The following is a 26,148-nucleotide window of genomic DNA, read 5'->3' as shown; positions in this document are numbered from 1 at the left end:
TCAAATCACCTGTCCAGCTATGTTCTTTTCGTTATTTTCCGCATTGGTGCCAGCCTCGCCGGCAGGTCCCGCATTCGCACCAGCTTCGTTGGCAGGCGCTTGCGGGAAGACCATGCGTATCATCGCGCCTCGGCCTCCGTGGAAATCCGAAGGCGCGTCATGCAATTCCAGATGCCCGCCATGATCCTCGACGATCTTGCGGACAATCGCGAGACCAAGGCCAGTGCCCTTCTCGCGCGTCGTCATATAAGGTTCGAGTAGCTTCTGGCGGTCGTCGCCCGGCAGGCCCTTGCCATTGTCGATAACATCGACAATCAGTTGCCCATCCGCCTGATAGGAACGGATGAGGATATGCCCGCCTTCACCTTCCTTGGCACGATCTTCCTTCGGAAGTCCGTCAATGGCTTCGCTGGCATTCTTGATGACATTGCCGAACGCCTGCCCGATCAGGCGGCTGTCGAAGGAACCGACCAGCTTTTCCGCCCCGAAATCGTTCTGGAAACGAATATCGCTGCGGCTGACTTCGATCAGGAAGGAGGCTTCGCGCAATGCCTCGCGCATGTCCATAAGCCGCATTTCCGGCTTCGGCATGCGGGCAAAGGCGGAGAATTCATCGACCATGCGCCCGATATCGCCCACCTGGCGGATGATCGTATCCGTGCACTGGTCGAAAACCTCGCGATCCTCGGTGATCACCTTGCCGTAACGGCGGCGAATGCGTTCGGCTGAAAGCTGGATCGGCGTGAGCGGATTCTTGATCTCATGCGCAATGCGGCGGGCGACATCCGCCCAGGCCGACGAACGCTGTGCCTGCACCAGATCGGTGATGTCATCCACGGTCACGACATAGGAATGATCTTCGGATTCCGTATCCTCGACGGTCACCTGCACGTTGAACGTGCGCGCCACGCCGCCGCGGGTCATACTGACCTGCTCGCGGTGTACGGCACGTCCCGTTGAACGGGCGACCTCGAAAGCCTGCCCGATCTCTGGCGCAATGCTGGTAAGGCTTTTGCCAACAGCATCATCCGATGTGACACCGAACATATGCTCTGCGGAACGGTTCAGAATGGAGATACAGCCATCTGTTTCGATGCCGATGACGCCTGCCGTCACACCGGAAAGCACGGCTTCAGAGAAGCGACGGCGCTCATCGATCTGGTCCTTGGCGGAAATCAACTCGTTACGCTGGCTCTTAAGTTCCGCGACCATGTTGTTGAAAGTGCCGGACAATGCGCCGACATCACCGTCCGAAGCGCGCACCGGAACCGAGATATCGAGGTTACCAGCCGCCACGTCGTCCGACGCACCGATCAGCAGACGGATCGGGCGCACCAGCCGGTCAGCAACAGCAATACCGGTCCAGATCGCCGAAAGCAGAACGATCAGAGTCAGACCGAAATAGAGCAGCGCGAACGCGATCTGCGTTGGAATGCGGTTCGCATCCATTTCCTGATAGCGCTGGGTGTTGGCTTCCATCAGGCGCATGGCGTCGAGAATCTGAGAATCCACGGCGCGAACCGTATAGAGATAGACGTCCGGTATTTCGCGCATCTTGATAATTGCGCCGACGAAATTACTGTTTCCCGGCGGGATGATAACCGGCTTGCCGTCCGGTGCCGTCTTCAGTGCATCTTCAGTCGGCGGGGGCAAGCGATCTTCGACACCGGTATCGCTCTTGACGACCACTTCACCATTTTCACGCACCAGGAACGCACCGAGCAGACCGCGACCGCGCGTCTGCAACGTCATCAACTGGACGAAGCCGCCACGATCAAGACTGTAGATGGTGCGCTGCGCATCGAGATCCTGCAGCATCGAATAGGACGTGCTTTGCAGGTTGAGCGCGGTTTCGCGGATATAGGCGGTGGTCAGGCTCTGTGATGAACTCACAATGTCGCGGGTATTGGTGTCAAACCAGCGATCAAGACCCAGATTGAGCGTTACGGAAGCAACGATGGCCACCACGATGGCAGGAACCGCTGCAATCAACGAAAACAGCGCGACGATGCGGACATGCAGGCGCGAAGCGGCCTTTCCAAGCCGGCGGGCCATGACGATGCGATAGACTTCGCGGCAAATCAGCAGAATGAGGAACAGAATCAACGCGACATTGATGATGACCAATGCCAGCGTTACTGTCCGGTCAGGCGTGATCGGGGTGATGCCAATCAGAATGGCGAAGGATATCGATGCTGTAATCAGCGCTGAAACAACAGTGATGATACCCGGCAGCGCCAGAAGCCTGCGCCCCTCGCCGCCTTGCGATGATTGTTTCTCGCCGTTCATGTCCGTCGTCAGATTCGCCGTGCTCATGTTAACCATGTTACCCAATAGCGTTGCATCTATGCAACGCATTGTGGCGAAAATGCAACGTTTGTTTCGCACTCAGTTGTTGACGAAGGGTAACTCTCGTTCAGCGGCCATGCGGATACTCATCAGTCAACCCAATGGAGACAACATTCGGCGCTCAATTTTTGGCGCAATGCATCAGAAATTGAGCCTGGCCATTGCAAGTGAATCGACAAACTCTCCGGCTCGGAAAGCATCCTTCACGTGAATGCCCTCCGGGACGAAACCGAACTTCTCATAGAGATGGATCGCGGCGACATTGTCGACATAGACGGTCAGCTCAAGCCGCTTCAGACCGAGCCAGTTATCGGCGATCTCGATCAGCTCGGTCATAAGTGCCGTGCCTATCCCCTTGCCGACATACTGGTCGTCTATTCCCATTATAATACCTGCGGTATGGCTCCGTCTTCCGGTGCGCCGCAGCAAGCCAGCGTTTGCGACGATCTCTTCATTGATCGTCGCAACAATCACCGTCGATTCCGGTCCGAGCGAATCCAGCCATTTCTTCGTGGTCTCAAGGCGCTGGAACGGCGTGCGCAAAGTGCCGAACCGAAATCCCGGCATGTTCTGCAGGCGGGTGAGACCTTCAGCATCCGTAGCTTCTACTGCGCGAATGACGAGATTTTCAGGTCGCATTTGGACTCCTGATTTCAGTGTTCCGGCAATCTTCAGTTCGCAGGCTGGCAAACATCCAGACATGCTGAGATTGGCTGGCGATTTTTATCGCAGATACAACCGTTTGACGCGGAATAGGATAGTCCGGGCTTTTCCCGGTCGTAAAATGAATAAATTGCAACAAGTACGAAGCCTGAAATCGTCAGGCACAATATTTGATACATTTTGATCTCCCTTGCGCCGGAAGATCAACATTGTCCTTGCTGGCGGAGAATTTCTCAACGCCAACAAATGCCTCGTAATTATATGGATTAGCTATTGCGCGTGCGCGAGTAGCCCTTCTGACACAGCAACACCGCCCAAATTGGGCGGTGTTGCAAAATTCAGTATGCCGAACGACCCATTCGTTCTGCGCGATCAGTTTTCAGCGCCGTAAGCGTCGAAATCAAAGTACTTGTCGTTGACTTCCTTGTACTTGCCGTTCGCACGGATCGCCTTGATGGCATTGTTGAACTTTTCGACCAGTTCAGGACGGCCCTTCTTCAAGGCAACGCCGACGCCAACGCCATGGATGTTGTCGTCGGACGGATAAGTGCCGACCATCTTGCAGCAGGCACCATCCGGCGTCTTCAGCCATTCGCTCAGCGTTACACTGTCGTCGTTGACGGCATCCAGGCGGCCATTTGCCATGTCAAGCCGATATTCTTCGGCAGTCGGATAGGCCTTGATCGTGCTGTCGGTAAAAGCGTGTTCGGCATAGTTGGCGTGTGTCGTGGACACCTGAACACCGATCGTCTTGCCCGCAAGATCTTCCTTGGTCACACCTTTGATGTCGCTATCCTTGGGGACCGCGATGCCGGGAGGCGTGTTGTAATACTTATTGGAGAAGTCGACCTGCTTCTTGCGCTCATCCGTGATCGACATGGAGGATACATAAGCGTCAAACTTTCCGGCCTGAAGTGCCGGAATAGTGCCATCCCACTCCTGCGTGATGAATGTGCACTCGGCTTTCATTTCCTCGCAGAGTGCCCTTGCGATATCGACATCAAAGCCCGACAGCGAGCCATCCGGATTGGTGAAATTGAACGGCGGATAGGCGCCTTCCGTTCCGATTACAAGTTTCAATGGCTCTTCGGCAGTTGCCGCGCCGATCACCAAACCACTTGCCGTTGCCGCGATCCCCACAATCGAAGCTGCCACAGCGATACGCTTTAATACGCGCATTCAAATCCCTCCCATTTCATTTTGGCTTTTCCAGAATTGATCTTCTGGTTAAGCCCCTGACAAGGGGAGGCTCAAGCAGGCAATGCAAATCGCCGACTCGTCATGATTTCTCCCCCGCCGCTATCAATAGATGGTTCGATGGAGCTTGCACAATGTCTTTTTGAATACGGAAATAGTTCTCGATTCTGTCCTGATTGCACGCACAAACGCTGTTCATCAAGTAGATGGCGCACCTGATACGAGATGCGAACCTGTGCCCTCTGCCTTCGGTGTCTTCATCAATTAGGCAAGCACTAAAACCTATTTTGCAAACTACCGTACAGCTACCGCCGACAATAGATAAGATCGATACAAAATAGACCTTTTCAACGATAAAAAAGTAATCATGATAAGCGATTAGGATAAAGCTAACGAGTTGATGTTCCCAGCGGGAGGGCTAACTAAAATAAACATAAATCGTTCCAAACACTGGCGCGAAATTATGGAAAATAATAGAATATATTAAACATAACACGCAAATATTGCCAAAGGTGTGCAATGAATAGCCTACTTGATGTGACTCTTGACGCAGCAAAACAAGACCAGAGAACAGTTGACGATAATCGCCGCAGCGTTGCTCCTCTGCTGGACGGGATGTCTTTCTATGAAAGTATCCGTCATAATGATGACCGTGGCAGCGTAACGGAAATATATGACCCGCGCTGGAACTGGCATCCAGATCCGCTGGTGTTCTCCTATATGTTCACGATACGCCCCGGCATGGTAAAAGGCTGGGGACTACATAAGGAGCACGAAGATCGATACTTTGTGATCAGCGGAGAATTGGAGCTTGTCTTATTTGATCCAAGGCCGGAATCGAGCACTTACAATAAAATTTGCAAAGTATATTTATCCGGAAACCAGCCGAGGCTTGTAAATGTACCTAAGTTTGTTTGGCACGCAGATCACAACATAGGTAACTCCGAACTCGTAGTGCTAAATTTCCCAACGATACAATATGATCATTCAAAACCAGATAAATATCGCCTCCCTCTCGATACGGATCTGATACCTTATGACTTCGGAGCAGCAAAGGGATGGTAAGCGATCCTCTGTTCTCGATATTGCTTCCTACCCATAGCCGGATCGATGTAATCGGCTATGCGGTGCAATCAGTATTAAATCAGACAGTTAAGGATTTTGAACTACTCGTTGTCGGGGACGGATGCCCGCCCGAAACGCGTACAATTTTGCAAGGCTTCAACGACCCTCGGATTCGCTTTTTTGACCTGCCTAAGGCGCCGCATTTTGGCTATGCAAATCGTAATATTGCATTGAAAGAATCGCGCGGTAAATTCATAGCCTTCATGGCGGACGATGACCTAATATTGCCAGATCATCTGGAGGTATTGGAGGAGGCATTACGCGGAGGAAGCGCGCTCGCGTATACTCAGGCAATTTGGATTTCGACAGATGGAATTGCGGCACCATTTTTGACAAATCTTGAGTTCGAAGATGAACGTGAATTCTTTATGCTGCATCAAAACTCTATACCAGCCAGTTGCTTCGCTTACCGGGCAGACGCGCTGTCGCGAAGGGATGTTTGGCCAGAAGATGTTTCTTCCGCCGGCGACTGGCGGCTATGGCACGAAATTATCCAAAAGAACTCTGACGATCCATTGACTTATCGGCGCTTGCCGACAGTACTTCATTTTTCGGCACACTGGAAACAGTCACGAAGTTCAGGCATGCCTCAATTTGCCAATTTTCTTGATATCGCCGACAGCGCTGATTGGTGGCCCACCGCTCTCAGGCCCAACGTAACAGCTTCAATGAACGAGCAGAGTGTATTCGCATCAATGCTGTTTGAAGAGCCAGTCTTGTGGCCGGCAAAAATACGTCGTGCCGCAACCGATTTAATTAATAGGATTGCCTGGGACAACATTAGATTTTTACACGACGATGCCAGGAGGATCGAAGTACTATCTGAAGAATTACGCACACTAACTGAACGCAATAACGTACTTTCCGACCAGCTTGCCAATCAAAAGGCGGAAAGCAACGTCCATTTGGAAGCACTTTCAAAATCCCAGCAAGATGTAATGAAATATATGAATGAGATAGACCAACTCCGCAATTCAACTTGTTGGAAGCTCACAGCTCCCCTTCGAAATGTCGTTGAGTTTGTTCGCAGGCAGCTTGGCCAGGACGGAAAAAACTCTTTAAGAACGTGATGCTGCCCGTACCGGATCGAGAAGCTTGCTCGTTTCCTTCATTCGGCCGCGCAGTTGACGGCCTTCACGCCGGCGAGATAGCCAGTCGCCACAAGAATGGAGCTTGTCCCGCAGAAATTCCACAGTGAATTTCAGATGCTTGAAACACAGGGGCCAGCGACCCAATCAATCCAATTAACGCCAGGAGGGACGACAGTGGTGTGGCGCCCCGTCGGGCGCATACCTGTGCAACGTCTCGCAGGAATCGACGGCGATAGTGATATGTCCCTGCTTGGGTAATAACGATATGCTTCAATGCAAGCCCATTGCGCACCTTCCGTGGACCCGTTTATGGACCGGAAAGGTCGAGAAATCATAGACACCATTGATATTTAAAGGATTTGTGGAGAAAAATGGCGCACCCGACAGGATTCGAACCTGTGACCTCTGCCTTCGGAGGGCAGCACTCTATCCAGCTGAGCTACGGGTGCATTGCCGGAAGGCTCGAAGCCTTTACATGCGCGTTTCTAACTGAACCGCGCATATGCATCAATGGCTTATTTTGATTAAGCGGCGCAAATTTTGCCGTTAGAGCGCATCCCGAAAAGTGTGAAACGGTTTTCGGGATGCGCACCAGAACAGACAGTTGAAGCGCCCTATGAACGCAACCCGGGAGCCTCCTGCCCCGTCCGCTCCACATATTCCGTATAGCCGCCGCCATATTGGTGAATGCCTTCCGGTGTCAGCTCCAGAACCCGGTTCGACAAAGCGCCGAGGAAATGCCGGTCGTGCGATACGAACAGCATCGTGCCCTCATAGGCAGCAAGCGCCTTGATGAGCATTTCCTTCGTATCGAGATCAAGGTGGTTGGTCGGCTCGTCCAGGACCAGGAAATTCGGCGGATCGAACAGCATGTCCGCCATCACCAGACGCGCCTTTTCACCGCCCGAAAGCACCCGGCACTTCTTTTCGATATCGTCACCGGAGAATCCGAAGCAGCCAGCCAGTGCGCGAAGTGGGGCCTGCCCTGCCTTCGGGAAGCGCTCTTCCAGCCATTCCAGTATCGTTGCATCGCCGTCGAGCACATCCATCGCATGCTGCGCGAAATAGCCGAGCTTGACGCTAGCGCCAACATTGACGTTGCCCTTGTCCGGCTCGGCAGCGCCTGCAACCAGTTTTAGCAGCGTCGATTTTCCTGCACCATTGATGCCCATGATGCACCACCGTTCGCGGCGGCGAACCATGAAGTCAAAACCGTCATAGATCGTGCGGCTGCCATAGGTCTTGTGCACACCCTTCAGGCTAACAACGTCCTCACCCGAACGCGGTGCCGGCGCGAAGTCGAAAGCGACCGTCTGGCGACGGCGTGGCGGCTCCACGCGGTCGATCTTCTCCAGCTTCTTTACGCGGCTTTGAACCTGCGAAGCGTGGGACGCGCGCGCCTTGAAGCGCTCGATAAACTTGATTTCTTTGGCAAGCATGGCCTGCTGGCGCTCAAACTGCGCCTGCTGCTGCTTTTCGTTCAGCGCCCGCTGGCCCTCGTAAAAGGCATAGTCGCCGGAATAGGTCGTGAGCGAACCACCATCGATTTCAATGATCTTGGTCACGATGCGGTTCATGAATTCACGGTCGTGCGAAGTCATCAGCAACGCGCCGTCGTAGTTCTTGAGGAATGCTTCCAGCCAGATGAGGCTTTCGAGATCAAGATGGTTGCTCGGTTCGTCGAGCAGCATCACATCCGGGCGCAACAGCAGAATGCGCGCCAGCGCAACACGCATTTTCCAACCGCCGGAGAGCTTGCCGACATCGCCATCCATCATTTCCTGCGTAAAGCTAAGGCCTGCCAGAACCTCACGCGCACGGCCATCGAGACCATAGCCGTCCAGCTCTTCGTAGCGCGCCTGCACTTCACCGTAGCGCTCGATGATCGCATCCATCTCGTCCATACGGGCCGGATCGACCATCGCGGCTTCCAGCTCGCGAAGTTCAGCCGCAACCACGCTGACGGGCCCCGCACCTTCCATCACTTCCGCAACGGCTGATCGACCGCCCATTTCGCCGACATTCTGGTCGAAATAACCGACCGTCACGCCTTTTTCGACGGAAACCTGGCCTTCGTCCGGCAGTTCATCGCCGGTGATCATGCGAAACAGGGTTGTCTTGCCCGCACCGTTGGGACCGACAAGGCCGATCTTTTCGCCACGGTTCAAAGCGGCGGAAGCCTCGATATAGAGAATGCGATGGCTGTTGGACTTGCTGATATTGTCGATGCGGATCATGGAACGGGAGGACTTTGTTGAGTGGAATGGAGCGTAAGGTTGTCGCGTTGCGGCCTCCCTATGCCATGACAGCACGGGCAAGTCACCCCGCTTCGCGATCAAGTGTCGGACGGAAGGCTCAGGGAATATTACGTAACCATTGCTGGGTCGAGAATTTCTCGACTGCAAGCTTTTCCGCAGCTGCATATTCTTCCGGCGTAATCTTGCTGCTCACGCCGCCATTCAGCGACACGAACATATCCTTCATGCGCTTGATGACTTCTTCGCGCGGCAGTCCTGTCTGGCTGCGAACCGGGTCGACACGCTTGACCGCGCTGGCCGTGCCCTTGTCACTCAACTTCTCGCGCCCGATACGCAGGACCTTCACCATCTTATCGGCATCCATGTCATAAGCCATGGTGACATGGTGGAGAACTGTTCCCTTGGAAAAGCGTTTCTGCGCCGCACCGCCGATCTTGCCCTTGGAGCTCGAAATATCGTTCAGCGGTTTATAGAAAGCATCGATGCCGAGCGAGTTGAGCGCCTTCAACACCCAATCATCCAGAAATGCGTAGGAATCGGCGAAGCTCATATCCCCTACGAGTTCGCCCGGCGCATAAAGCGAATAGGTGATGGTACTGCCGGGTTCCACGAACATCGCGCCGCCACCGGTAACGCGACGGACGGTTTCAACACCGAATTCCCGCGTTGCGTCCATATCGACTTCATTGCGCAGCGATTGAAATGCGCCGATGATGATGGCGGGACGTTCCCATTCCCAGAAGCGTAATGTTGGCGCGCGGCGTCCGGCGGCAACCTCCTGCGCCAGAACCTCGTCAAGCGCAAGATGCATGGCAGGGGAAACCGGAGGCATTTCAACGATCTGCCATTCGAAATCCCGCCATGTGCGAGCAACACCCAAAGCCCGCCGGACGGCAATCGCAACCGCTTCGGGGCTGAAGCCGAGCATCATGGCGTCGGGCCGAAGACCTGCCCTCACAGCGTCGGCAATCTGCTCCGACGACGCATCGGCAGAGAGACCTTCGACAGCGTTGCGGATATCCTCCAGAGCCTCGTCCGGCTCCAGGAAGAAGTCGCCCGCCACCTGCACATTGCTCAGGCGCCCGTCACGAACAACCAGATCGACAACGACAAGTTTTCCGCCGTGGACTTTGTATTCGCCGTGCATATGGGCAGCCTTCCAAAGAGTGAACGTGAGTGTTTCACTCTCATTTCATGAAAGCTGCGGGAAAGGAAGCGGTTCAGGAGTGGTCGCCGGATTATATTCCAGCTTCAGAAGGCGCGACGTGCTGATCAAGCGAGGTCTGGCGCACTTCCTTGGTCTTGTGGCCGACATAGAATCCAGTGGCAATCATGGCCGCCAGAACAACGACAATCGATTTGAAACTGAACGGCAGATGGTGCATTTCTGGTCCTCACTCCAGCTCCAAGCAAACCAGAGCAGGAAATGATTGTCGACCCCACATTCGTTCCAGCTCTTCGACACCCGCAAAATTCCTGTCAGGCGTTGCAAGCTTGCAGCTCTTTGTGAACTGCGCATTCATCCTCTGTTCAAGATATCGGAACTAAAGCATATTTCATCGATATCAGAGGGACTCATCATGACACCTGCACTCAAGACGACTGTTGCTTCACTATGCCTTGGCGGCCTGGTGGCCGTCCTCTCCCCGCTTGTAACGCCGGCGTCCGCAGCCAAGTTGCAGCGCTGCGCAAGCGAGAACGGAGTCTGCCAGCTGCCCTACCCGGCTGAAGTGGTCTATGGCACCGGCGGACAAAATACGTCGCGCTTCATTGATCGGCCACAGGTCACCTGTTCGAACCGCGTCTTCGGTGACCCGGCGCCGGGCAAAAAGAAAAGCTGCTCCTTCGTGGTTCAGGATCGCTGGGAAGACAGGCCTGGCCGTCCGGGTCGCCCTGATCGCCCCGGACGCCCGGATCGGTATGATCCGTATGACCGCTATGATGACCGCGACCGCGACTGGAGCCGTTGTGCGAAGGAAGGCGGGTTCTGCGATTTTTACGGTCGCAAGCGCGTCCGCTACGGCGCAAACGGCCGGTTCACGGAAGGCGTCTTCCGCAATGGCGTCCAATGTGACAATCGCGCCTTCGGCGATCCCGCACGCGGTAAGGCTAAAGCCTGCTACGTACTCGATTAAGAGTCGGACGTAAGAATATAGAAGCCCGGACTGATCAGTCCGGGCTTTTTCTATCTAGCTAATGCAGAATCTCGAAAATATACATATCACGCTGTTTTTATTATACTTTGTTTCCAGCTTCACCGAAAATACTATAGCAGTTACGACCTTTGCCCTTTGCCTCATAGAGCGCAATGTCCGCATTGCGGGCGAGCGTGTCCGGCGTTGTGCCGTCGCGCGGTGCGAGAACTGCCCCTACGCTTGCCGAAACATCCAGATTGACGCCGTGGATGAGGAAAGGTTCACGAAAAGCCTCAACCACCCTTCCTGCCACCGTCTCGATGATTTCCATGCAATCTTCATCAGGAAGAATGACGGCGAATTCGTCACCTCCCACACGCACCGGAATATCCGTTTCCCTTAAGGCGGAACGCAAACGTTGAGCCGCTTCGATCAGAAGCGCGTCGCCCATCAGGTGACCGTAGGTGTCGTTGACCGCCTTGAACCGATCGAGATCGATCAGCAGCGCACCAATCGGCTTGCCCTGCTGCAAGGCTTTTTCGATCATCGGAATGGCAAGTTCGGTGAGAGCCCCGCGATTATAAAGTTTGGTCAGGCGGTCGGTCAGTGCGAGGCGCTTGAGAGCGGTGGAATCGTCAGTGAGGAATTTGTTGGTCTTTTGCAACCGCAGCAATCCACTCGCAATGCGGGCAAAATCCTCAAGCTTGGCACGTTCCGTATCGGAAATCTTTCGCGGCCTGCTATCGACAATGCACAGGGAGCCGACCGTCAATCCGGCATCGACAGACACCGGTGCACCAGCATAAAAGCGGAAACGCGGTTCGCCGGTCACATAAGGCATGCTGCAAAAGAAATCGTTCTCGACCATATCCTCAATCACGAAGAGCTCACCGCTTTCCACCACGAAGGTGCAGGCAGTCAACTCGCGGGGACAACTGCTGACCTTTTCGCCAGCATTGGCAGCAACACGCTGCCAGTCCTCGTCAATGATATTGAGAGCAGATGTGCTGACGTCAAAAACGTCTTTCACAAGCGATACAAGGGTATCCAGTTCAGGCAGCCCAAGGCTGGACACGGAAACAAGGCTACGGACGCTTTCAAGTCGCTCGACTTCATTGGCGGGAACCGAAAAAGGCTTCTTTTCCGTCATCGAACTATAGGCATCCATGCTCATCATTCTCACCGTCATCTATGCTCCCTTTTTGGATATAGATAGTGATGAGAACCTCGACAGCAAGCCAAGCTTGTCCGGACAGGCAGAGTTCGAACAGGTTTTTGTCAGGCGGAAGCCAGAGGGTGAAACAGGTGTTTCACTATAAAACAAAAAAGCGGCGACCGAATGGGCCGCCGCCTCTGTCGCTAGAAACATGGACTGGAGGTCATCATAGTTCTACGACAATGCGTGTGCTGAAGCGGGCACTATTAGCCAGCGTATCAGCCAGAATATCAGAACGAGCGCTGGAAGCGGATCTTGCCCTGCCAGGCGTCTTTGCCGTCCATGCTCGTGTTCTTGTCCTGCCACTTGGTGTAGGAAACTTCAGGCGTGATGGTGAAGCCAGGAACGATCTGGTAGGCAACGTTTGCCGTTGCAGCGAAGGTTTCGCTGTCGTCATAAGCGGCCTGTACGTTGAAAGTGGCCTTGCTGGTTGCCTTGTAGGCTGCGCCGCCCCAGACTGCCCAGTCACCGCCCCAGGTGCCGTAGAACGAGTCGATGATACGGACGCGATAACCGCCCGACGTGCCGTAATGATCGTCGTTGGACTTGTATGCGCCCTGCAGCCAGACCGAGAACTGATCGGTGATGTTAACATCGCCGCGGACCTTTCCGGCCCATTCCTCGTTACGGGCGTCATAGGCGACGACACCGGCGATCTTGCCCCAGCTCTGCTCGTATTTCAGGCCACCGACCACATGCGGCATGTAATCCTTGATGGTGACGTCTACGTTCGAGTCGGTGTTGCCACCTTCTTCAAAGGAGACAATGGCCGAGAAACCGTTCCCGCCCTTGAAGGTGTAGCTGATGAGGTTGGTACGGTAGCCGCCAGCGAGGATCACGTCGTCGCTGATGACGTTGCCGAGGTAACCGGTGAAAGTGACGAAAGCCGATTCATCCAGACCGACGCGCAGGCCGCCAAGCTGGATATAGGCGTAACGCAGCGAGGTGCTGGTGGAGCCGCCATTGTAATTGTTGGCTTTGCCGTTGCCGTCGCCGTTCCAGTCGTAACGCAGTTCGCTATAGGTCTTGAGCGTGCCGAGTTCTGTTTCGGAAGCGGTCGAGAAACGAAGGCTGACGCGGGCCAGCTTGTTCCAGGTGTCGCGCTCCAGCTGTGCGGGGGTACGAGCATAATTGTTGTCGCCACCGCTTGCGTCGTAGCGAACATAACCATGAATGCGAAGGCAGGTTTCCGTTCCCGGAATGTAGAAATAGCCAGCACCATATGCATCGCATACGCGGACATATTCGACTGCTTCCGGCTCAGGTGCCACGATCGCATCGGCTGCTTGCGCGCCAGAAATCGCTACGAGCGATGCTGCCGAACCGAGAAGAACTTTTCTGATATTCATAAATGCGTCTCCAGTAGATGAGTTAGACGCCACCGATATATTTACTCACAATAACTTGATCAATGTTTATTCAATGTAAGTTTTGTGAATTATTTATATTTGATATAAAAGTTACTTCATATATATTTTATAAATACAAAATTATTCAGAATAAGAATAACGTAACTCCTGTCATCGCCGCTCCACGCAACGAATCCACCATATCAGCAATAATTTTATTCAGCCCCTTATGCCCTTCCAATCCGCGTAACGAGCGGACGCCCTCGCCTATCCGGCAACGGTGAAAGTTTTATAACAGCAACAAGAAATATACGTCGCGAGGCGGATAATTGCCCGTGTTTTCCAGTTCACGCTGGAAAGCCATAAACCGCGACTCGTCAATTCAAATGCATGGAATGTTGATTCGTCATTGTCGACCTGACGAAGTGAATTTCCTCGGTCATTCTCTGACCCAATAAAGAAAACGAAGGCAGCAGGGGTAATGCAATGGTTCTATTCTCTATTGTCATGGGCGTGCTGACGTCTGCGGTGGTAATTGCGGCGTGCATCATGCTTTGGAGATATGAACGTCCCTGAAATTTCCCACAGCAAGAGTGGGCGTGGCGACTGGCCCACTTCGACAGTCGAATCCAATAATAGCCTGGCCTATTTCGGTTGATTGCCCTGCATTTTGTTCGCTTCCGCGATTGCAGATACGGTGATACGTGGAGCTTCCGTCTTCGCTTTTTCGGCAATGTCAGCGAGCATGCGCAGCCTGCCCACGGCCTTCCATTCGGCTTTTTCAGTCACCTTGGCGCGTATTTCATCAATTCGCTTCAAAATGTTTTCATTTGCTTTCAGACGCATTTTATTGCCAAGATTAGGCTCAAATCCGGCTCGCTGATATGCCCGTCTGCTGTCAGACCTTCAGCCAATTCCTTTGCGAACATTTCCTGCTTTGCATTTTTCAAGACTGGCTTATGCCCATCACCATAAGGATACTCTATGATGAGATCAGAAGACGCTCTGTTGCTGAATGCTATTAGCGCCCAGGCCGACCGGGCCGAATTGATTATACCCAAGACCCTTTCGCTAAATCCGATTGCCGAACGACTACACGACGAATTCCCACATCGATCCACTGCCGAAATAGAAACTCAGTGCCGAGTTGTCTGGCAGGATCGTTATCTGTTCTGGAACTGATATTCGCCTTCACAACTGGTTTTGGCGTAGACACGTCGTTATCGAGGCGCAGAAGAAAACCGATCCTGTGCTGCTGACGCAGGATCAGCAGTCACTACCCCGCTTCAGCGGGTTTTTGTTTAGGCAATAAGTGCGGTGGCTGTACGTGATGAGGCGGGCTCTTACGACCCGCTCATTTCGTTATTCTTTTTCTTTTTATCTTCGTCGTAATGCCACTTGATGGCGAAGAACATGGCCACGCCTAACACGAGAACCTTGAACACCACGAAGAATATCGGAATCCATTCCATCTTCTGAATATTTCCATACAGCTGTCAATCGCGAGGAGCATTACCTCAGAACCGCTGCCTCGGCATCTTCTTTTTTGTGCCATTGGTACTTTGATAAAATCAGGCGGCATCGATTTCCAACCATTGCCGAGTTGGAAAATTTGATGGATCGGGATTTTTCTTTAATTTCAATGAAGTGAATGGTGGGCGTGACAGGGATTGAACCTGTGACCCCTCCCGTGTGAAGGGAGTGCTCTCCCGCTGAGCTACACGCCCGATGAGCCAAGCTCGATCAAGGTGGTGCGGATATACTGGCCAGCGGCTGCATAAGTCAAGCGTCTCGCAAGCCTGTTTCCAAAGAGATTTCGATCTTCTCCCCAACAGCTTCTGATCGCAAAGAAAAACGGCAATCACCCATCGATGATTACCGTTCTGTTTTGATACGGGAGGGATTTCAGAGCGCTGCGAGGCGCGAACCTGCCGTCTTGTCGAATGCTTTCTGCAATCCGGAATCACGGTCGTAAACATCGCCGTAATAATGGATTTTTCCATCTGCTTCCGGCCATGCGGTGAAATAGGAAATGAAGACAGGCACAGGTTCCTTGACCTTGATGCCGCGCTCATTCTTGCCGAAATATTTTTCCAGATCCGTCACCGATGTCCCCAGAACCGCCGCCGCCATGTCACGTGGGCGTTCCAGACGAATGCAGCCATGGCTCAGGGCACGCATATTGCGGCTGAAATAGGATTTGGCCGGAGTGTCGTGCATGTAGATATCATGCGCATTCGGGAACAGAATTTTGAGTTCGCCCAGCGCATTGTCGAGGCTCGGCTTCTGGCGAATACCGACATGGGCTTTGCCCGCGGCAACTGCACTCCAGTTGACGGCGCTGGCGGAAACCTTCTTGCCGCCTGCATAGACCTCGTAACCATTGCGGTCGAGATAGCTCGTATCACGCATGACCTTGGGTAGCATCTCGTTCAGGATGATGGAGCGCGGCACGCCCCATGACGGATTGAAAACGACCGTCTGGACCTTATTGTAGAAGAAGTAGGTCTGATGGGTTGGAGAGCCGATAACCACATTCATGGCCAGCTTCTCTTTTCCGTCCTCGAAATATTCGGCACGGTAAGCCGGCTGATTGACCATCACGTAACGCGTGCCGAAATCATGCGGCAGCCAGCGCAGGCGCTCCATGGAATAAAGGATCCGGTCGCGTTTGATGGAAGATTGCTCGCCTTGAAGTGCGGAAAGCGTATTGCGACCGATGACGCCGTCCGGCGTACTGCCCGAAAGCTTCTGATAATCCTTGATTGCAGAAACCAGTTCCGGATCATAGACGTCGCCGCTCGCATGCGTGTCCAGCACTTGCTTGTGCTGTGCCAGATAGCCAGCAGGCGCATGTCTCGAAATCAGCGCAACCACCTTGCTGAGCTGGTCATTGGTATCGCCCGGCTTGATGATGCCATTCAGCGAGATGCGGATTGGCTCGGCAGATGGCGGCTCGGTATTCGCAAGCTCGCGCTTCAACGCCGCATATTGCTCATTGCTCGGCTGGAAACCATGCAGATAGGCAGCCGGATCGCTTTCCGATGCCAGCTTTTCGAGAACGGCTTTCGGATCGACACGGTTACGCGGCAGATCGTGGAAACCACTGAGGCGGTCTGCGATTACACGTCCCTCGCCCGCATCGATGGCATAGCGCAGCGCGCGGGCAGACATGCGAATTTCAAATTCTGCGAGTTTCTGCTGGCGCTCTGATTCAGCAGCGCCGTCGAAATTGTCAGCCGGGATCGTGACTGCGTATTCATCCGGGTTGAGCCCATCTTCGTCCGCACGGGCAAAGAAAGCCGCAACATTCTTGGCGCGGTCGAGCACTTTATCGTCGGCCGACCACATGAAAGAGCGCTGACTTGAATAATAGTCGACGATCGCCTGAGCGATCTCTTTCTCGGCTTTGACATTCACGGATTTCAGATAATTCGTCGCTGCATCGAAGGCACGCTGCCCCGGCGTTTCTTCGCGAATCTGCGGACGGATCTGCGACATGCCCGATGTCAGCGGATCGACGGTCACTGGTTCGGTTGCTGCAGTTACCTGCATATCGAGCGCGCTGAAATCGATATTGACCAGAGTATCCGGCTTGTAGTCGTAAATCTGCGGCCCTTTGACGGTCACGCGCTGGACTGGCGGAAGGCTGCGCACAGCGGCACGAGGAGCAGAAACGGCCTTCGGTGCTACAGGTGCGCGAGGAGTGACTTGCGGCTGAACAGGCTGGGCTGGCTGCACCTGCTGCTGGCGACGCTGTTGGAAAAGTTCCATCAACGAATTTGCGGCTTGAGCCTGTGCCGTGGGGAGAAACACCGAAGCTGCCAGAGCTATCGCGGCTGCGCGGCGGATATTTTGTCCGCGTGCGGCGCTGCTCTTTTCATCCATCTGCGAGTGTCTGGAAAACTGCATTTCAAACCGCCAAAGTTAATGCGTTCGCTCAAAAGCGAATCCGTCCGAATCTCACCCGTAGAATTTACCAATCTCGTATAGAAACTTTTAACGCTATTGTTTCCTGAAGCAATTTTCTGTTTTGCGTTCATCACAATTGTTTGAGGCTTCTTCTCGGGAGACAAACCCGGAATGCCTTAATGAACAAAGTGACGCAGTGGCATCCACTCCGCATCGCGCTAAAAGCCCCACAGACTATGGTTCTGAAGCATTTCTTCGGAACTTCGATCAACACATATCGCGCGAGCCGGAAACGATAACGACGTCCGGCTGGCGTAGCTGGCAAGCAAGCGAGGTACCGCGATGGCAGAAGCAAGCGCCGCCGATCTTTTTCCTCTTGGTGAAGACGACACCCCTTACCGCAAGCTGACTTCCGATCATGTCTCTGTCGATACGTTCAAGGGACAGGAAGTCCTGACTGTCGATCCGGAAGGGCTTCGCCTACTTTCGGAAGCGGCCTTTGCCGATATCAACCATCTGCTGCGCCCCGGCCATCTGCAGCAGCTTGCCCATATTCTTGAAGACCCGGAAGCAACGGATAACGACCGTTTTGTCGCCTACGATCTTCTGAAGAACGCCAATATCGCAGCAGGCGGCGTGCTTCCCATGTGTCAGGATACCGGCACGGCCATCATCATGGGCAAGAAGGGCCGTCGTGTCTGGACCGAAGGCGGTGATGCCGATGCGCTCGGCGCTGGCGTGCTCGACGCCTACAACAAGAAGAACCTGCGGTATTCGCAGCTGGCGCCTCTTTCGATGTTCGAGGAAAAGAACACCAAGAACAATCTGCCTGCCCAGATCGATATCTATGAAGAAGGCGAAGACGCCTACAAGTTCCTTTTCGTTGCCAAGGGCGGCGGTTCGGCGAACAAGACATTTCTCTATCAGGGAACGCCGTCGCTCCTGACGCATGACCGCATGATCGACTTCCTCAAGGACAAGATCCTGAGCCTCGGCACAGCTGCCTGCCCGCCTTACCATCTGGCAATTGTCATCGGCGGCACTTCGGCTGAGATGAACCTCAAGACGGTCAAGCTTGCCTCAACGCGCTATCTGGACAGCTTGCCGACCGAGGGTTCCGAAACCGGACATGCTTTCCGCGATCTCGAAATGGAAGCTGAAATCCATAGACTGACACAGTCTCTCGGCGTCGGCGCGCAATTCGGCGGCAAATATTTCTGCCATGACGTCCGTGTCATTCGCCTGCCGCGCCACGGCGCTTCGTTGCCAATCGGCATCGGTGTTTCCTGCTCGGCCGACCGTCAGGCCAAGGGCAAGATCACCAGGGACGGCATCTTTCTGGAAAAGCTGGAAACCAACCCGGCCAAGTACATGCCGGATATCGACGAGGAAAAACTGTCGTCGCATGTGGTCAAGATTGACCTCAACCAGCCGATGCAGGACATTCTCAAGGAATTGTCGAAACACCCGGTCAAGACGCGCCTGTCGCTCTCCGGTCCAATCATCGTGGCGCGCGATCTGGCCCATGCCAAAATTCGCGAGCGGCTTGAAAACGGCGAAGCCATGCCGGACTATTTCAAGAACCATCCGATCTATTATGCAGGCCCGGCCAAGACGCCTGCCGGTTATGCTTCCGGCTCGTTCGGGCCAACCACGGCAGGCCGTATGGATTCCTATGTGGACCAGTTCCAGTCCTTTGGCGGCTCGATGGTGATGCTCGCCAAGGGCAACCGTTCGCGTCAGGTGCGCGAAGCCTGCGGCCAGCACCGTGGGTTCTATCTGGGCTCCATCGGTGGCCCGGCTGCCCGTCTGGCCCAGGATTGCATCAAGAAGGTCGAGGTTGTCGAATATCCGGAACTCGGCATGGAAGCGATCTGGCGTATCGAAGTGGAAGATTTCCCGGCCTTCATCGTCATCGATGACAAGGGCAATGACTTCTTCAAGGAACTCAATCTGGGTTAAAGCATTTCCAGCAAAAGTGCGAAGCGGTTTTGCGTAGGATAATGCGACGAAACAAACGCTTAGAACACAAATCTGATTCAATCATATCAGAGCTCTAAGCAAAAAAAGGGCGGCGCAAGCCGCCCTTTCTGTTTCAGGCATTTGTGCCGCCATCGATCGTGAGCGTAGCTCCAGATACGAAACGCCCTTCGGGGCTGGCAAGCCAGGCCACCAGACTTGCAATATCGTCAGGCGAACCGAAACTGCCGGTTGCGATAAGCTCCCGCTGCTGTTCGGCATGTTCTCCAGCCGCCGGATTCATATCCGTATCGGTGGAGCCAGGCTGAACGACGTTGACCGTGACGCCCTTTGGACCAAGGTCGCGCGCCAGACCTTTCGTCAAACCGATCAGCGCCGCCTTGCTTGCCGCATAAAGGCTGATGCCCGGCCACGGCACGCTTTCGGCGAGGTTTGAGCCGATGGTTATGACGCGTCCACCAGCACCGAGGTGTGGTGTGGCCGCTGAAACGGCGGCAAAGACAGCCCGGAAGTTCACAGCCATAACCTCATCGAAGTCGGCAAGTGTGACCTCTTCCAGCGGGGCCGCATGCCAGATGCCAGCACTGTTGACCAGTATATCCAGACGACCAAAATCCTTGACCGCTTTCTCGATTGCCGCCGCAATCTGGCTCGCGTCGCGATTGTCGGCCTTCAGCGCCAGAGCCTTGCCACCATTGGCTACGATTTCGGAAACCACAGCTTCAGCTTTTTCCTTGCCGTTCACATAAGTGACGACAACTGCCGCGCCATCTTTCGCGAGCCGTCGTGCAATCGCTGCACCGATGCCGCGACTTCCGCCGGTGATGAAGGCAACCTTTCCGTTCAAACCTTCGGCTGACATACCATTTCCTTTCTGTATCGATTGATACATAATTGCTGACAGGCTTGCACAGAACCGTCAAGCGATTTATTTAATGATCGATACAGAAAGGTTCGCACGTGGCAGAAAAAGGACGGCCCCGCAGCTTCGACCGCGAAACAGCGCTTCGTGCTGCAATGTTGATATTTTGGGAAAAAGGCTTCGACGGATCGTCGCTGGCCGATCTGACGACGGCTATGGGCATCAATGCGCCAAGCCTCTATGCGGCATTCGGAAGCAAGGAAGAACTCTATCTCGAAGCCCTCACCCTTTATGCCGGTGAAGTGGGCATTGAAATCTGGTCGACACTGGATGAAACGCCGGATGTTCGCGCGGCTTTCGAGCGTTTTCTGCTTGCCACGATAGATGCCTATTGCGAGGAATCCGTGCCGCGGGGCTGCATGATTGCTCTGGATGCGCTTCATCGGACGCATTCAAGCGACAAAGTCTGCGACGTGCTGCGCAATCACCGCCAGACCAATATCGAAATCCTGAAAAAGCGGCTCGAACGCGGCATTCGTGACGGCAATATTCCCGCATCCGTCAATTGCGAAGCGGTTGCGACCTTTTACGCGACAGTCCAGAACGGCATGTCCATTCTCGCACGCGATGGCGGAACGCGGCAAGATCTCACCGCAACGGCACTGGGCGCCATGGCAGGTTGGGAGAAACTTGTTCTCACCGAAACATCATCAGGCAACCAGCCTTAATCGCGGACCGTCATCAAGATAATCCGCTACCAGGGACGCCACTTCAGCACTCGCAATGATGCGGCGATGCCCAAGGCCATCCGCCCAGTGCACCCTGACATGAGAGCCTGCCTTGCCGGCCATTTCCGCGCAGATGGCGGGAACTTCCTTATCGTCATGCGCGTGGATGACCAGCGTCGGAATTGTCATGCGGCGCAGATGAACGTCGGTATCGAAATCCGTGATCGGGCGCGCTGCGAGATGACGGACTTGCTCCTTCATTGCGTTGCGCACGTCACGACCAAGCCCAAGCACTTTGCCGAAACCGTCAAAGACGCCTGCCATGGAGTGCGGGGAAGCAATTGTCACCAGCTTTGCCGGGCGATGTGACTGGTAGCACCCGAGAGAACCCGCTGCGGCATTGACGATGACCGCACCGCCGAATGAGTGACCGATCATCGCATCGAACGGACCATACTGGCGCCACGCAACATCAACGGCGGCGATTGCCTGTATCATGTTGAGGGTGCGGCCTGCCGATGCGCCATGCCCCGGCAGGTCGATGGAGACAACTCGTTCCCCACGCGCAACAAGCTCGCGAATGATCGCTATCATATCCGCTGTGCGCGATCCCCAGCCATGAACGACAAGCGACGTTCTTCCCACATAAACATCGGGTTCGAACAAATAGGTTGCGATAAGTCCGCGATCGATAATCAGATCGAGCCGCTTTGCCTGACTGAGTTCGTTGCTCGCCTGTTCAAGCCGTGCGGCATAGGCCTTGGTCTTCGGCTTGCGGCTCGGCGTTCGACAGAAAATCCTGAACGCGGCGCGACCTGCCTTGTCGGCATCAATGCGGCCAAGCACACCCAGACCGAATCGCGTAACCTGCAAAGAAATCGATGTCATGACAGGGCCTCAATTATGTTCAATCCTGAACAAATAATTGTACAAGAATGAACAAAATGCAAGACAAGACTCAAAAACTGCCGTGGGACAATCCGCGCTTCAAGAACTGGATTGCCGTTGCGCGTGCCGGCAAAGCGGTGGAACGCGCCCTCGCCCAGGGGCTGTCGACCTTCGATCTCAAGATCGCCGATCTCGATGTGCTGATGAATATTTATCGCCACCCCGGCGAATCCCAGCATGATCTTGCGCGCCGCATTCTCGTCGGGCGTTCGAACATTACCATGTTGCTGCCGAAGCTTGAAAAGCGCGGACTGCTGGTGCGTGAGGGGGACCCGGCAGACAAGCGCGTGATGCGACTGACGCTAACCGCCAAGGGCGAAAAGCTTCTGGGACATGCGCTGACGATCTATACCGACCTGATTGACCGCGTCATGGCGCAATCGACAAATGCGCAATGCAACGCGATGGGCGATGTGATGCGGCGCATATCCGAAATGCTGGAGAAAGACTGACCGGCAGGCGGGATCAACGATCCCGTTTCAGGCCTTTTTCGGCAAGCTCATCGAGATAAGTTTGCCATAACATGTCCTTCTCGGTGCCGAGCTTGTGGAGATAGGTCCACGAAAACAAGCCGGTATCGTGCATGTCGTCAAACGTTATGCGGACGGCGTAGTTGCCGACCGGCTCCATCTTCATGATTTCGACGGTCCGCTTGCCACCAACTGTGATGCGCTGTGCCGGCGAATGACCCTGCACTTCTGCCGAGGGCGACAGGACACGCAGCAACTCGGCGGTCAGCTCGAATTTCTGGCCATCATCGAACGCCACAGTCAGCAGTTTGCGGTCGTGTGAGACACGCAATTCAGTCGGCCAGACCTCACTCATTACCATTCTCCAGCTTGGTTCTTCGCCAGCTTTTGATAGGCCCCGCGTTAAAATATCGCAATAGTCGCGGTCATTATTGAAAGAGCTTCGCGTGCGTGAAACTGGACATTGAGGCTCGCAGATCCTATTTCTAGGTAGACGACGCGGATATTCCTCCGCATCCTGTGGAAACAACGGCTTAATGATGTACACAAACCAAGCCCAGCCACTTGTTTCCCCGACTGGACCCATGATTGATCCTTTCGGGCGTGCCATTACCTATCTTCGTGTTTCAGTGACGGATCGTTGTGATTTCCGCTGCACCTATTGCATGGCGGAACACATGACGTTCCTGCCCAAGAAGGATTTGCTGACGCTTGAGGAACTGGACCGGCTTTGCACCGCCTTTATCGACAAGGGTGTCAGGAAACTGCGCCTGACCGGTGGCGAGCCTTTGGTGCGCAAAAACATCATGCACCTGATCCGGCAGCTGTCGCGCCATCTGAAATCAGGTGCGCTGGATGAATTGACGCTGACCACGAACGGATCGCAGCTCTCACGCTTTGCCGACGAACTGGCAGAATGCGGTATACGCCGTATCAATGTCTCGCTGGATACGCTCGATCCTGAAAAATTCCACCAGATCACCCGCTGGGGCGATCTTCCCCGGGTTCTTGAGGGTATTGAAGCCGCACAACGCGCCGGTATCCGCGTCAAGATCAATGCAGTCGCGTTGAAGGATTTCAACGATCACGAAATTCCCGAACTGATCCGCTGGGCCCATGGCCGCGGCATGGACATGACGCTCATCGAAACAATGCCGATGGGCGAGATCGAGTTCGACCGTACGGACCAGTATCTGCCGCTCTCGCAGCTGCGCGAGGACCTGTCGCAGCAATTCACGCTTTCAGATATTCCTTACCGCACAGGCGGCCCTGCCCGCTATGTTACGATTGAGGAAACAGGCGGACGGCTCGGCTTCATCACGCCGATGACGCATAATTTCTGCGAAAGCTGCAACCGCGTCCGGCTTACCTGCACCGGTATGCTTTATATGTGCCTAGGCCAGAATGATGACGCCGATCTGCGCAAGGCCTTGCGGGAAAGCGAAAGCGACCTGCTGCTCAGCCAGGCCATTGATGAAGCTATTTCGCGCAAGCCGAAAGGCCATGATTTCATCATCGACCGCGATCATAATCGCCCGGCGGTTGCTCGCCACATGAGTCTTACCGGCGGCTGAGCGATTTATACTTAAAAAAGCACACAACCCGAAATAATTGTCGCGAGATCGACTTTAAAACGGTATGCAATCTTAAACTGGATTCTGTATCGTGCCGCAGTCAGCAAATTTTCGCGCAAGTATTTTCATGCTTCTCGCCATGGGCACCTTCACCATCGGCGATACGATCACAAAATACCTCCTGACCGAGATGAACAGCGGACAGTACATGCTGATCCGAGGCATATTCGCCACGGTGCTGATCGGTTTGCTCGCCTGGCGCCACGGTGCATTGCGCAATCTGTCGCTTGAAAAGATGACGATCCTGCGCGTCGTAGGCGAAGTTGTCGCCACCATCACCTATATTTATTCGCTCGGCCATCTCTCGCAGGCGTTCTGTTCGGCGGTCTTTCAGGCAACGCCGCTTGTCGTGACGCTTGGAGCGGCACTCTTCCTGAAGGAAAAAGTGGGCTGGCGTCGCTGGTCCTGTATTCTTGTCGGTCTTGTCGGGGTCCTCATCATCATCCGGCCCGGAACGGATGGTGCTGCAAGCCTTGCTGCCGTCGCTGTACTTCTTGCCAGCGTAGGCTTTGCCGCCACGCGGGATATCGCCACACGCCGTGTGCCCGCTCACGTGCCGACCCTCTATCTCTCGACATTGACCGCAGGCGCGATAACATTGACCGGCGGCGCGCTGACCGTTCCAATGGGTGGATGGCAGCCCGTTGGAATTACAGCAGTCGGCGCCATGGCCATTGCCGCTGTCCTTCTCCTCGTCGGATATCACTTCATCATTCTGGCCATGCGCGAAGGTGAAGTATCGTTTGTTTCCCCGTTCCGCTATTCCAGCCTGCTTTGGGCGATCGGCCTCAGCACTTTGATTTTTGGCGAAGCGCCCGACATATATACGATCATGGGATCGGTTCTGGTGGTCGGAAGTGGCGTCTATATGGTCTATCGTGAAAACGTGTTGAAGAAGCGGGAGCGCAACAAAAGCACATTGGCGACGATCCCGACCGGCGTGGAACCCTCATGATTGCAGGCGCAATCATCGCTGGTGGGCTCTCCAGCCGCATGCAGCAAGGCGGCGTTGCGGGTGACAAATTCCTTCAGCCGCTCGGCAGCACCGGCACTATCATTTCCCATGTCGTCAGAAGGATCAAACCGCAGGTCGAAGCGCTCGTCATCAATGCGAATAGCGATGATCCCCGCCTGACTGATCTCGGCGTGCCGGTGATCAAGGACCTGCCAGCGGAACATGGCGGCCCGCTGATCGGCATTCTGACCGCGCTGACGCAGGCACAAGAGTCCTCATTGCTGCTAACGACAGCAGCCGATACGCCATTCCTGCCTCGCGACCTCGCGGACCGCCTTCTTGCACGTCGGAACCAAACCGGGGCGCGGATCGTTCTCGCCAGTTCCCTTAACCGGGTCCATCCGATTTTCGGACTATGGGAAACCGGACTGGCTGACGAACTCACCGTCTGGCTTACCAATACCAGCAGGGCCAGCGTCTTCGCATTCGCCGAACATATCGGATTTGAAACCGTCGATTTTCCGCTTGCCTTCGTTGGCGATAGCCCGGAAACATATGATCCGTTCTTCAATATCAATCGGCCCGACGATCTTGTCGCCGCCCGAAAACTGGTTGAGGCAATGGAATGAACCAGAAGCTTTTCGGCATTACCGGCTGGAAAAACTCCGGCAAGACGACAATGACCGAACGTCTGGTCGCATGCCTTACGGCACGTGGATACCGTATCGCCACCATCAAGCACGCCCATCATAATTTCGATATCGACCATGAAGGCACCGATTCCTGGCGTCATCGAAAGGCCGGAGCAGCGGAAGTGGCTATCGTCTCGTCGCAGCGCTACGCAATCATGCATGAAGGTCTCGGCGAAGAAGAACCTTCTCTGTGGGAGATTGCGGCCAAGCTGGCGCCTTGCGATCTGATTCTGGTCGAGGGCTACAAGCGGGAAACGCACAAGAAAATCGAACTGCGTCGCGAAGGCGGCCATGCCGGGCCAGCTCTCTCCGTTGACGATCCCGCCATCGTCGCCATTGCCAGCGACCAGCAGCAACCCGGCGAAAAAGTGCCGGTGTTCGGCATCGATGAAATAGAGCAAATAGCCGATTTCATCGAAGGCGTTATGGGTCTCTGAGAGACTCTCTATAATTCTCCTCTTTGACAACACAATTCACCGCTTTCCGGTGAAGGCATGCAGAAAACGCCGAGGAATTCCCCCCTTGGACACACAATTTAATTACGCAGACCATCTTGCCAATCGTCTCAAAATGGTGGGAATATC

General features: G+C 54.5%; 24 protein-coding genes and 2 tRNA genes. 10 read left to right on the top strand and 16 right to left on the bottom strand.

Annotation, left to right across the window (positions count from 1 at the left end; translation table 11 throughout):
- The 3 genes from CES86_RS03615 to CES86_RS03605 all read right to left on the bottom strand — a co-directional run bounded on the left by CES86_RS03615 (position 1) and on the right by CES86_RS03605 (position 4,191).
- Positions 1-2,358 (bottom strand): sensor histidine kinase NtrY-like, encoded by a 2,358-nt coding sequence (locus CES86_RS03615; protein WP_094513738.1) that lies wholly within the window; start codon positions 2,356-2,358, stop codon positions 1-3.
- A gap of 132 nt (positions 2,359-2,490) precedes the next feature.
- Positions 2,491-2,988, bottom strand: a complete 498-nt coding sequence (locus CES86_RS03610; protein ID WP_012092095.1) for a GNAT family N-acetyltransferase — start codon at positions 2,986-2,988, stop codon at positions 2,491-2,493.
- A gap of 396 nt (positions 2,989-3,384) precedes the next feature.
- Positions 3,385-4,191: an ABC transporter substrate-binding protein gene (locus tag CES86_RS03605; RefSeq protein WP_010660151.1), complete on the bottom strand. Its 807-nt coding sequence runs from the start codon at positions 4,189-4,191 to the stop codon at positions 3,385-3,387.
- A 537-nt stretch (positions 4,192-4,728) separates the two neighbouring features.
- On the opposite strand from CES86_RS03605, the gene CES86_RS03600 reads away from it, so the two are divergent.
- Positions 4,729-5,274, top strand: a complete 546-nt coding sequence (locus tag CES86_RS03600; RefSeq protein WP_094513737.1) for a polysaccharide biosynthesis C-terminal domain-containing protein — start codon at positions 4,729-4,731, stop codon at positions 5,272-5,274.
- On the top strand, positions 5,268-6,404 hold the full coding sequence (locus tag CES86_RS03595) for a glycosyltransferase family 2 protein (protein WP_094513736.1): 1,137 nt from the start codon (positions 5,268-5,270) through the stop codon (positions 6,402-6,404). The genes CES86_RS03600 and CES86_RS03595 overlap by 7 nt, the downstream gene beginning before the upstream one ends.
- A gap of 393 nt (positions 6,405-6,797) precedes the next feature.
- Here CES86_RS03595 and CES86_RS03590 read toward each other — a convergent pair.
- The 4 genes from CES86_RS03590 to CES86_RS27435 all read right to left on the bottom strand — a co-directional run bounded on the left by CES86_RS03590 (position 6,798) and on the right by CES86_RS27435 (position 10,068).
- Positions 6,798-6,874 (bottom strand) — tRNA-Arg (locus tag CES86_RS03590).
- Between the two features lie 165 nt (positions 6,875-7,039).
- On the bottom strand, positions 7,040-8,662 hold the full coding sequence (locus CES86_RS03585; protein WP_094513734.1) for an ABC-F family ATP-binding cassette domain-containing protein: 1,623 nt from the start codon (positions 8,660-8,662) through the stop codon (positions 7,040-7,042).
- A 118-nt stretch (positions 8,663-8,780) separates the two neighbouring features.
- Positions 8,781-9,830: a lipoate--protein ligase family protein gene (locus tag CES86_RS03580; RefSeq protein ID WP_094513732.1), complete on the bottom strand. Its 1,050-nt coding sequence runs from the start codon at positions 9,828-9,830 to the stop codon at positions 8,781-8,783.
- 91 nt (positions 9,831-9,921) lie between these two features.
- On the bottom strand, positions 9,922-10,068 hold the full coding sequence (locus CES86_RS27435) for a hypothetical protein (RefSeq protein ID WP_155243322.1): 147 nt from the start codon (positions 10,066-10,068) through the stop codon (positions 9,922-9,924).
- A 195-nt stretch (positions 10,069-10,263) separates the two neighbouring features.
- On the opposite strand from CES86_RS27435, the gene CES86_RS03575 reads away from it, so the two are divergent.
- The gene (locus CES86_RS03575) at positions 10,264-10,818 is read left to right on the top strand and encodes a hypothetical protein (RefSeq protein WP_029376114.1); all 555 of its coding nucleotides are present in this window, start codon (positions 10,264-10,266) and stop codon (positions 10,816-10,818) included.
- 100 nt (positions 10,819-10,918) lie between these two features.
- Here CES86_RS03575 and CES86_RS03570 read toward each other — a convergent pair whose 3' ends face one another.
- From CES86_RS03570 to CES86_RS03540, 6 genes are all read right to left on the bottom strand, one after another.
- Positions 10,919-12,007, bottom strand: a complete 1,089-nt coding sequence (locus CES86_RS03570) for a sensor domain-containing diguanylate cyclase (RefSeq protein WP_051686615.1) — start codon at positions 12,005-12,007, stop codon at positions 10,919-10,921.
- A 257-nt stretch (positions 12,008-12,264) separates the two neighbouring features.
- A complete protein-coding gene (locus CES86_RS03565; protein ID WP_010660173.1) occupies positions 12,265-13,383 on the bottom strand; it encodes a porin in 1,119 nt (372 codons plus the stop codon).
- 645 nt (positions 13,384-14,028) lie between these two features.
- Positions 14,029-14,202: a hypothetical protein gene (locus CES86_RS27430; protein WP_167387094.1), complete on the bottom strand. Its 174-nt coding sequence runs from the start codon at positions 14,200-14,202 to the stop codon at positions 14,029-14,031.
- 524 nt (positions 14,203-14,726) lie between these two features.
- The gene (locus CES86_RS28105) at positions 14,727-14,855 is read right to left on the bottom strand and encodes a hypothetical protein (RefSeq protein ID WP_010660176.1); all 129 of its coding nucleotides are present in this window, start codon (positions 14,853-14,855) and stop codon (positions 14,727-14,729) included.
- A gap of 180 nt (positions 14,856-15,035) precedes the next feature.
- Positions 15,036-15,110: transfer RNA gene (locus CES86_RS03545), tRNA-Val, on the bottom strand.
- A 178-nt stretch (positions 15,111-15,288) separates the two neighbouring features.
- Positions 15,289-17,271, bottom strand: coding sequence for a L,D-transpeptidase family protein (locus tag CES86_RS03540; RefSeq protein ID WP_373418763.1), 1,983 nt, complete (start codon positions 17,269-17,271; stop codon positions 15,289-15,291).
- A gap of 366 nt (positions 17,272-17,637) precedes the next feature.
- Here CES86_RS03540 and CES86_RS03535 point away from each other — a divergent pair, with 366 nt between their 5' ends.
- On the top strand, positions 17,638-19,257 hold the full coding sequence (locus CES86_RS03535) for a fumarate hydratase (RefSeq protein WP_094513728.1): 1,620 nt from the start codon (positions 17,638-17,640) through the stop codon (positions 19,255-19,257).
- A gap of 133 nt (positions 19,258-19,390) precedes the next feature.
- On the opposite strand, the gene CES86_RS03530 is transcribed toward CES86_RS03535, so the two are convergent.
- Positions 19,391-20,137 (bottom strand): SDR family NAD(P)-dependent oxidoreductase, encoded by a 747-nt coding sequence (locus CES86_RS03530; protein ID WP_043062079.1) that lies wholly within the window; start codon positions 20,135-20,137, stop codon positions 19,391-19,393.
- A 98-nt stretch (positions 20,138-20,235) separates the two neighbouring features.
- Here CES86_RS03530 and CES86_RS03525 point away from each other — a divergent pair, with 98 nt between their 5' ends.
- Complete coding sequence (locus tag CES86_RS03525) at positions 20,236-20,865, top strand: TetR/AcrR family transcriptional regulator (RefSeq protein WP_043062078.1); 630 nt, start codon at positions 20,236-20,238, stop codon at positions 20,863-20,865.
- On the opposite strand, the gene CES86_RS03520 is transcribed toward CES86_RS03525, so the two are convergent.
- On the bottom strand, positions 20,848-21,753 hold the full coding sequence (locus CES86_RS03520) for an alpha/beta fold hydrolase (protein WP_010661311.1): 906 nt from the start codon (positions 21,751-21,753) through the stop codon (positions 20,848-20,850). The genes CES86_RS03525 and CES86_RS03520 overlap by 18 nt on opposite strands.
- Positions 21,754-21,800: 47 nt before the next feature.
- Between CES86_RS03520 and CES86_RS03515 the strand changes: the two genes are divergently transcribed.
- The gene (locus tag CES86_RS03515; protein ID WP_094513727.1) at positions 21,801-22,265 is read left to right on the top strand and encodes a MarR family winged helix-turn-helix transcriptional regulator; all 465 of its coding nucleotides are present in this window, start codon (positions 21,801-21,803) and stop codon (positions 22,263-22,265) included.
- A 13-nt stretch (positions 22,266-22,278) separates the two neighbouring features.
- On the opposite strand, the gene CES86_RS03510 is transcribed toward CES86_RS03515, so the two are convergent.
- Entirely contained in the window at positions 22,279-22,638 is a 360-nt protein-coding gene (locus tag CES86_RS03510) for a gamma-butyrobetaine hydroxylase-like domain-containing protein (RefSeq protein ID WP_012092111.1), read from the bottom strand.
- 229 nt (positions 22,639-22,867) lie between these two features.
- Here CES86_RS03510 and moaA point away from each other — a divergent pair, with 229 nt between their 5' ends.
- The 4 genes from moaA (at position 22,868) to mobB (ending at position 26,001) form a co-directional block, all read left to right on the top strand.
- Complete coding sequence (gene moaA, locus CES86_RS03505) at positions 22,868-23,857, top strand: GTP 3',8-cyclase MoaA (protein WP_029924909.1); 990 nt, start codon at positions 22,868-22,870, stop codon at positions 23,855-23,857.
- 127 nt (positions 23,858-23,984) lie between these two features.
- Positions 23,985-24,872: a DMT family transporter gene (locus CES86_RS03500; RefSeq protein WP_012092113.1), complete on the top strand. Its 888-nt coding sequence runs from the start codon at positions 23,985-23,987 to the stop codon at positions 24,870-24,872.
- A complete protein-coding gene (mobA, locus tag CES86_RS03495) occupies positions 24,869-25,501 on the top strand; it encodes a molybdenum cofactor guanylyltransferase (protein WP_012092114.1) in 633 nt (210 codons plus the stop codon). The genes CES86_RS03500 and mobA overlap by 4 nt, the downstream gene beginning before the upstream one ends.
- Positions 25,498-26,001 carry a molybdopterin-guanine dinucleotide biosynthesis protein B gene (gene mobB / locus CES86_RS03490; protein ID WP_043062073.1) on the top strand — a complete coding sequence of 168 codons (504 nt, stop codon included), beginning with the start codon at positions 25,498-25,500 and terminating at the stop codon, positions 25,999-26,001. The genes mobA and mobB overlap by 4 nt, the downstream gene beginning before the upstream one ends.
- Positions 26,002-26,148 lie beyond the last annotated feature (147 nt).

The organism is Brucella lupini (assembly GCF_002252535.1).
GTDB lineage: Bacteria > Pseudomonadota > Alphaproteobacteria > Rhizobiales > Rhizobiaceae > Brucella > Brucella anthropi.
The sequence above is the reverse complement of the archived record's forward strand: the minus strand, read 5'-3'. Positions and strand labels throughout refer to the sequence as shown.

What these genes read in the sequence shown, in the direction of transcription:
- CES86_RS03615 (WP_094513738.1), bottom strand. Translation starts at nt 2,358, where the DNA reads ATGCGTTGCATAGATGCAACGCTATTGGGTAACATGGTTAACATGAGC.
- CES86_RS03610 (WP_012092095.1), bottom strand. Translation starts at nt 2,988, where the DNA reads ATGCGACCTGAAAATCTCGTCATTCGCGCAGTAGAAGCTACGGATGCT.
- CES86_RS03605 (WP_010660151.1), bottom strand. Translation starts at nt 4,191, where the DNA reads ATGCGCGTATTAAAGCGTATCGCTGTGGCAGCTTCGATTGTGGGGATC.
- CES86_RS03600 (WP_094513737.1), top strand. Translation starts at nt 4,729, where the DNA reads ATGAATAGCCTACTTGATGTGACTCTTGACGCAGCAAAACAAGACCAG.
- CES86_RS03595 (WP_094513736.1), top strand. Translation starts at nt 5,268, where the DNA reads ATGGTAAGCGATCCTCTGTTCTCGATATTGCTTCCTACCCATAGCCGG.
- CES86_RS03585 (WP_094513734.1), bottom strand. Translation starts at nt 8,662, where the DNA reads ATGATCCGCATCGACAATATCAGCAAGTCCAACAGCCATCGCATTCTC.
- CES86_RS03580 (WP_094513732.1), bottom strand. Translation starts at nt 9,830, where the DNA reads ATGCACGGCGAATACAAAGTCCACGGCGGAAAACTTGTCGTTGTCGAT.
- CES86_RS27435 (WP_155243322.1), bottom strand. Translation starts at nt 10,068, where the DNA reads ATGCACCATCTGCCGTTCAGTTTCAAATCGATTGTCGTTGTTCTGGCG.
- CES86_RS03575 (WP_029376114.1), top strand. Translation starts at nt 10,264, where the DNA reads ATGACACCTGCACTCAAGACGACTGTTGCTTCACTATGCCTTGGCGGC.
- CES86_RS03570 (WP_051686615.1), bottom strand. Translation starts at nt 12,007, where the DNA reads ATGACGGTGAGAATGATGAGCATGGATGCCTATAGTTCGATGACGGAA.
- CES86_RS03565 (WP_010660173.1), bottom strand. Translation starts at nt 13,383, where the DNA reads ATGAATATCAGAAAAGTTCTTCTCGGTTCGGCAGCATCGCTCGTAGCG.
- CES86_RS28105 (WP_010660176.1), bottom strand. Translation starts at nt 14,855, where the DNA reads ATGGAATGGATTCCGATATTCTTCGTGGTGTTCAAGGTTCTCGTGTTA.
- CES86_RS03540 (WP_373418763.1), bottom strand. Translation starts at nt 17,271, where the DNA reads ATGGATGAAAAGAGCAGCGCCGCACGCGGACAAAATATCCGCCGCGCA.
- CES86_RS03535 (WP_094513728.1), top strand. Translation starts at nt 17,638, where the DNA reads ATGGCAGAAGCAAGCGCCGCCGATCTTTTTCCTCTTGGTGAAGACGAC.
- CES86_RS03530 (WP_043062079.1), bottom strand. Translation starts at nt 20,137, where the DNA reads ATGTCAGCCGAAGGTTTGAACGGAAAGGTTGCCTTCATCACCGGCGGA.
- CES86_RS03520 (WP_010661311.1), bottom strand. Translation starts at nt 21,753, where the DNA reads ATGACATCGATTTCTTTGCAGGTTACGCGATTCGGTCTGGGTGTGCTT.
- CES86_RS03515 (WP_094513727.1), top strand. Translation starts at nt 21,801, where the DNA reads ATGAACAAAATGCAAGACAAGACTCAAAAACTGCCGTGGGACAATCCG.
- CES86_RS03510 (WP_012092111.1), bottom strand. Translation starts at nt 22,638, where the DNA reads ATGAGTGAGGTCTGGCCGACTGAATTGCGTGTCTCACACGACCGCAAA.
- moaA (WP_029924909.1), top strand. Translation starts at nt 22,868, where the DNA reads ATGATTGATCCTTTCGGGCGTGCCATTACCTATCTTCGTGTTTCAGTG.
- CES86_RS03500 (WP_012092113.1), top strand. Translation starts at nt 23,985, where the DNA reads ATGCTTCTCGCCATGGGCACCTTCACCATCGGCGATACGATCACAAAA.
- mobA (WP_012092114.1), top strand. Translation starts at nt 24,869, where the DNA reads ATGATTGCAGGCGCAATCATCGCTGGTGGGCTCTCCAGCCGCATGCAG.
- mobB (WP_043062073.1), top strand. Translation starts at nt 25,498, where the DNA reads ATGAACCAGAAGCTTTTCGGCATTACCGGCTGGAAAAACTCCGGCAAG.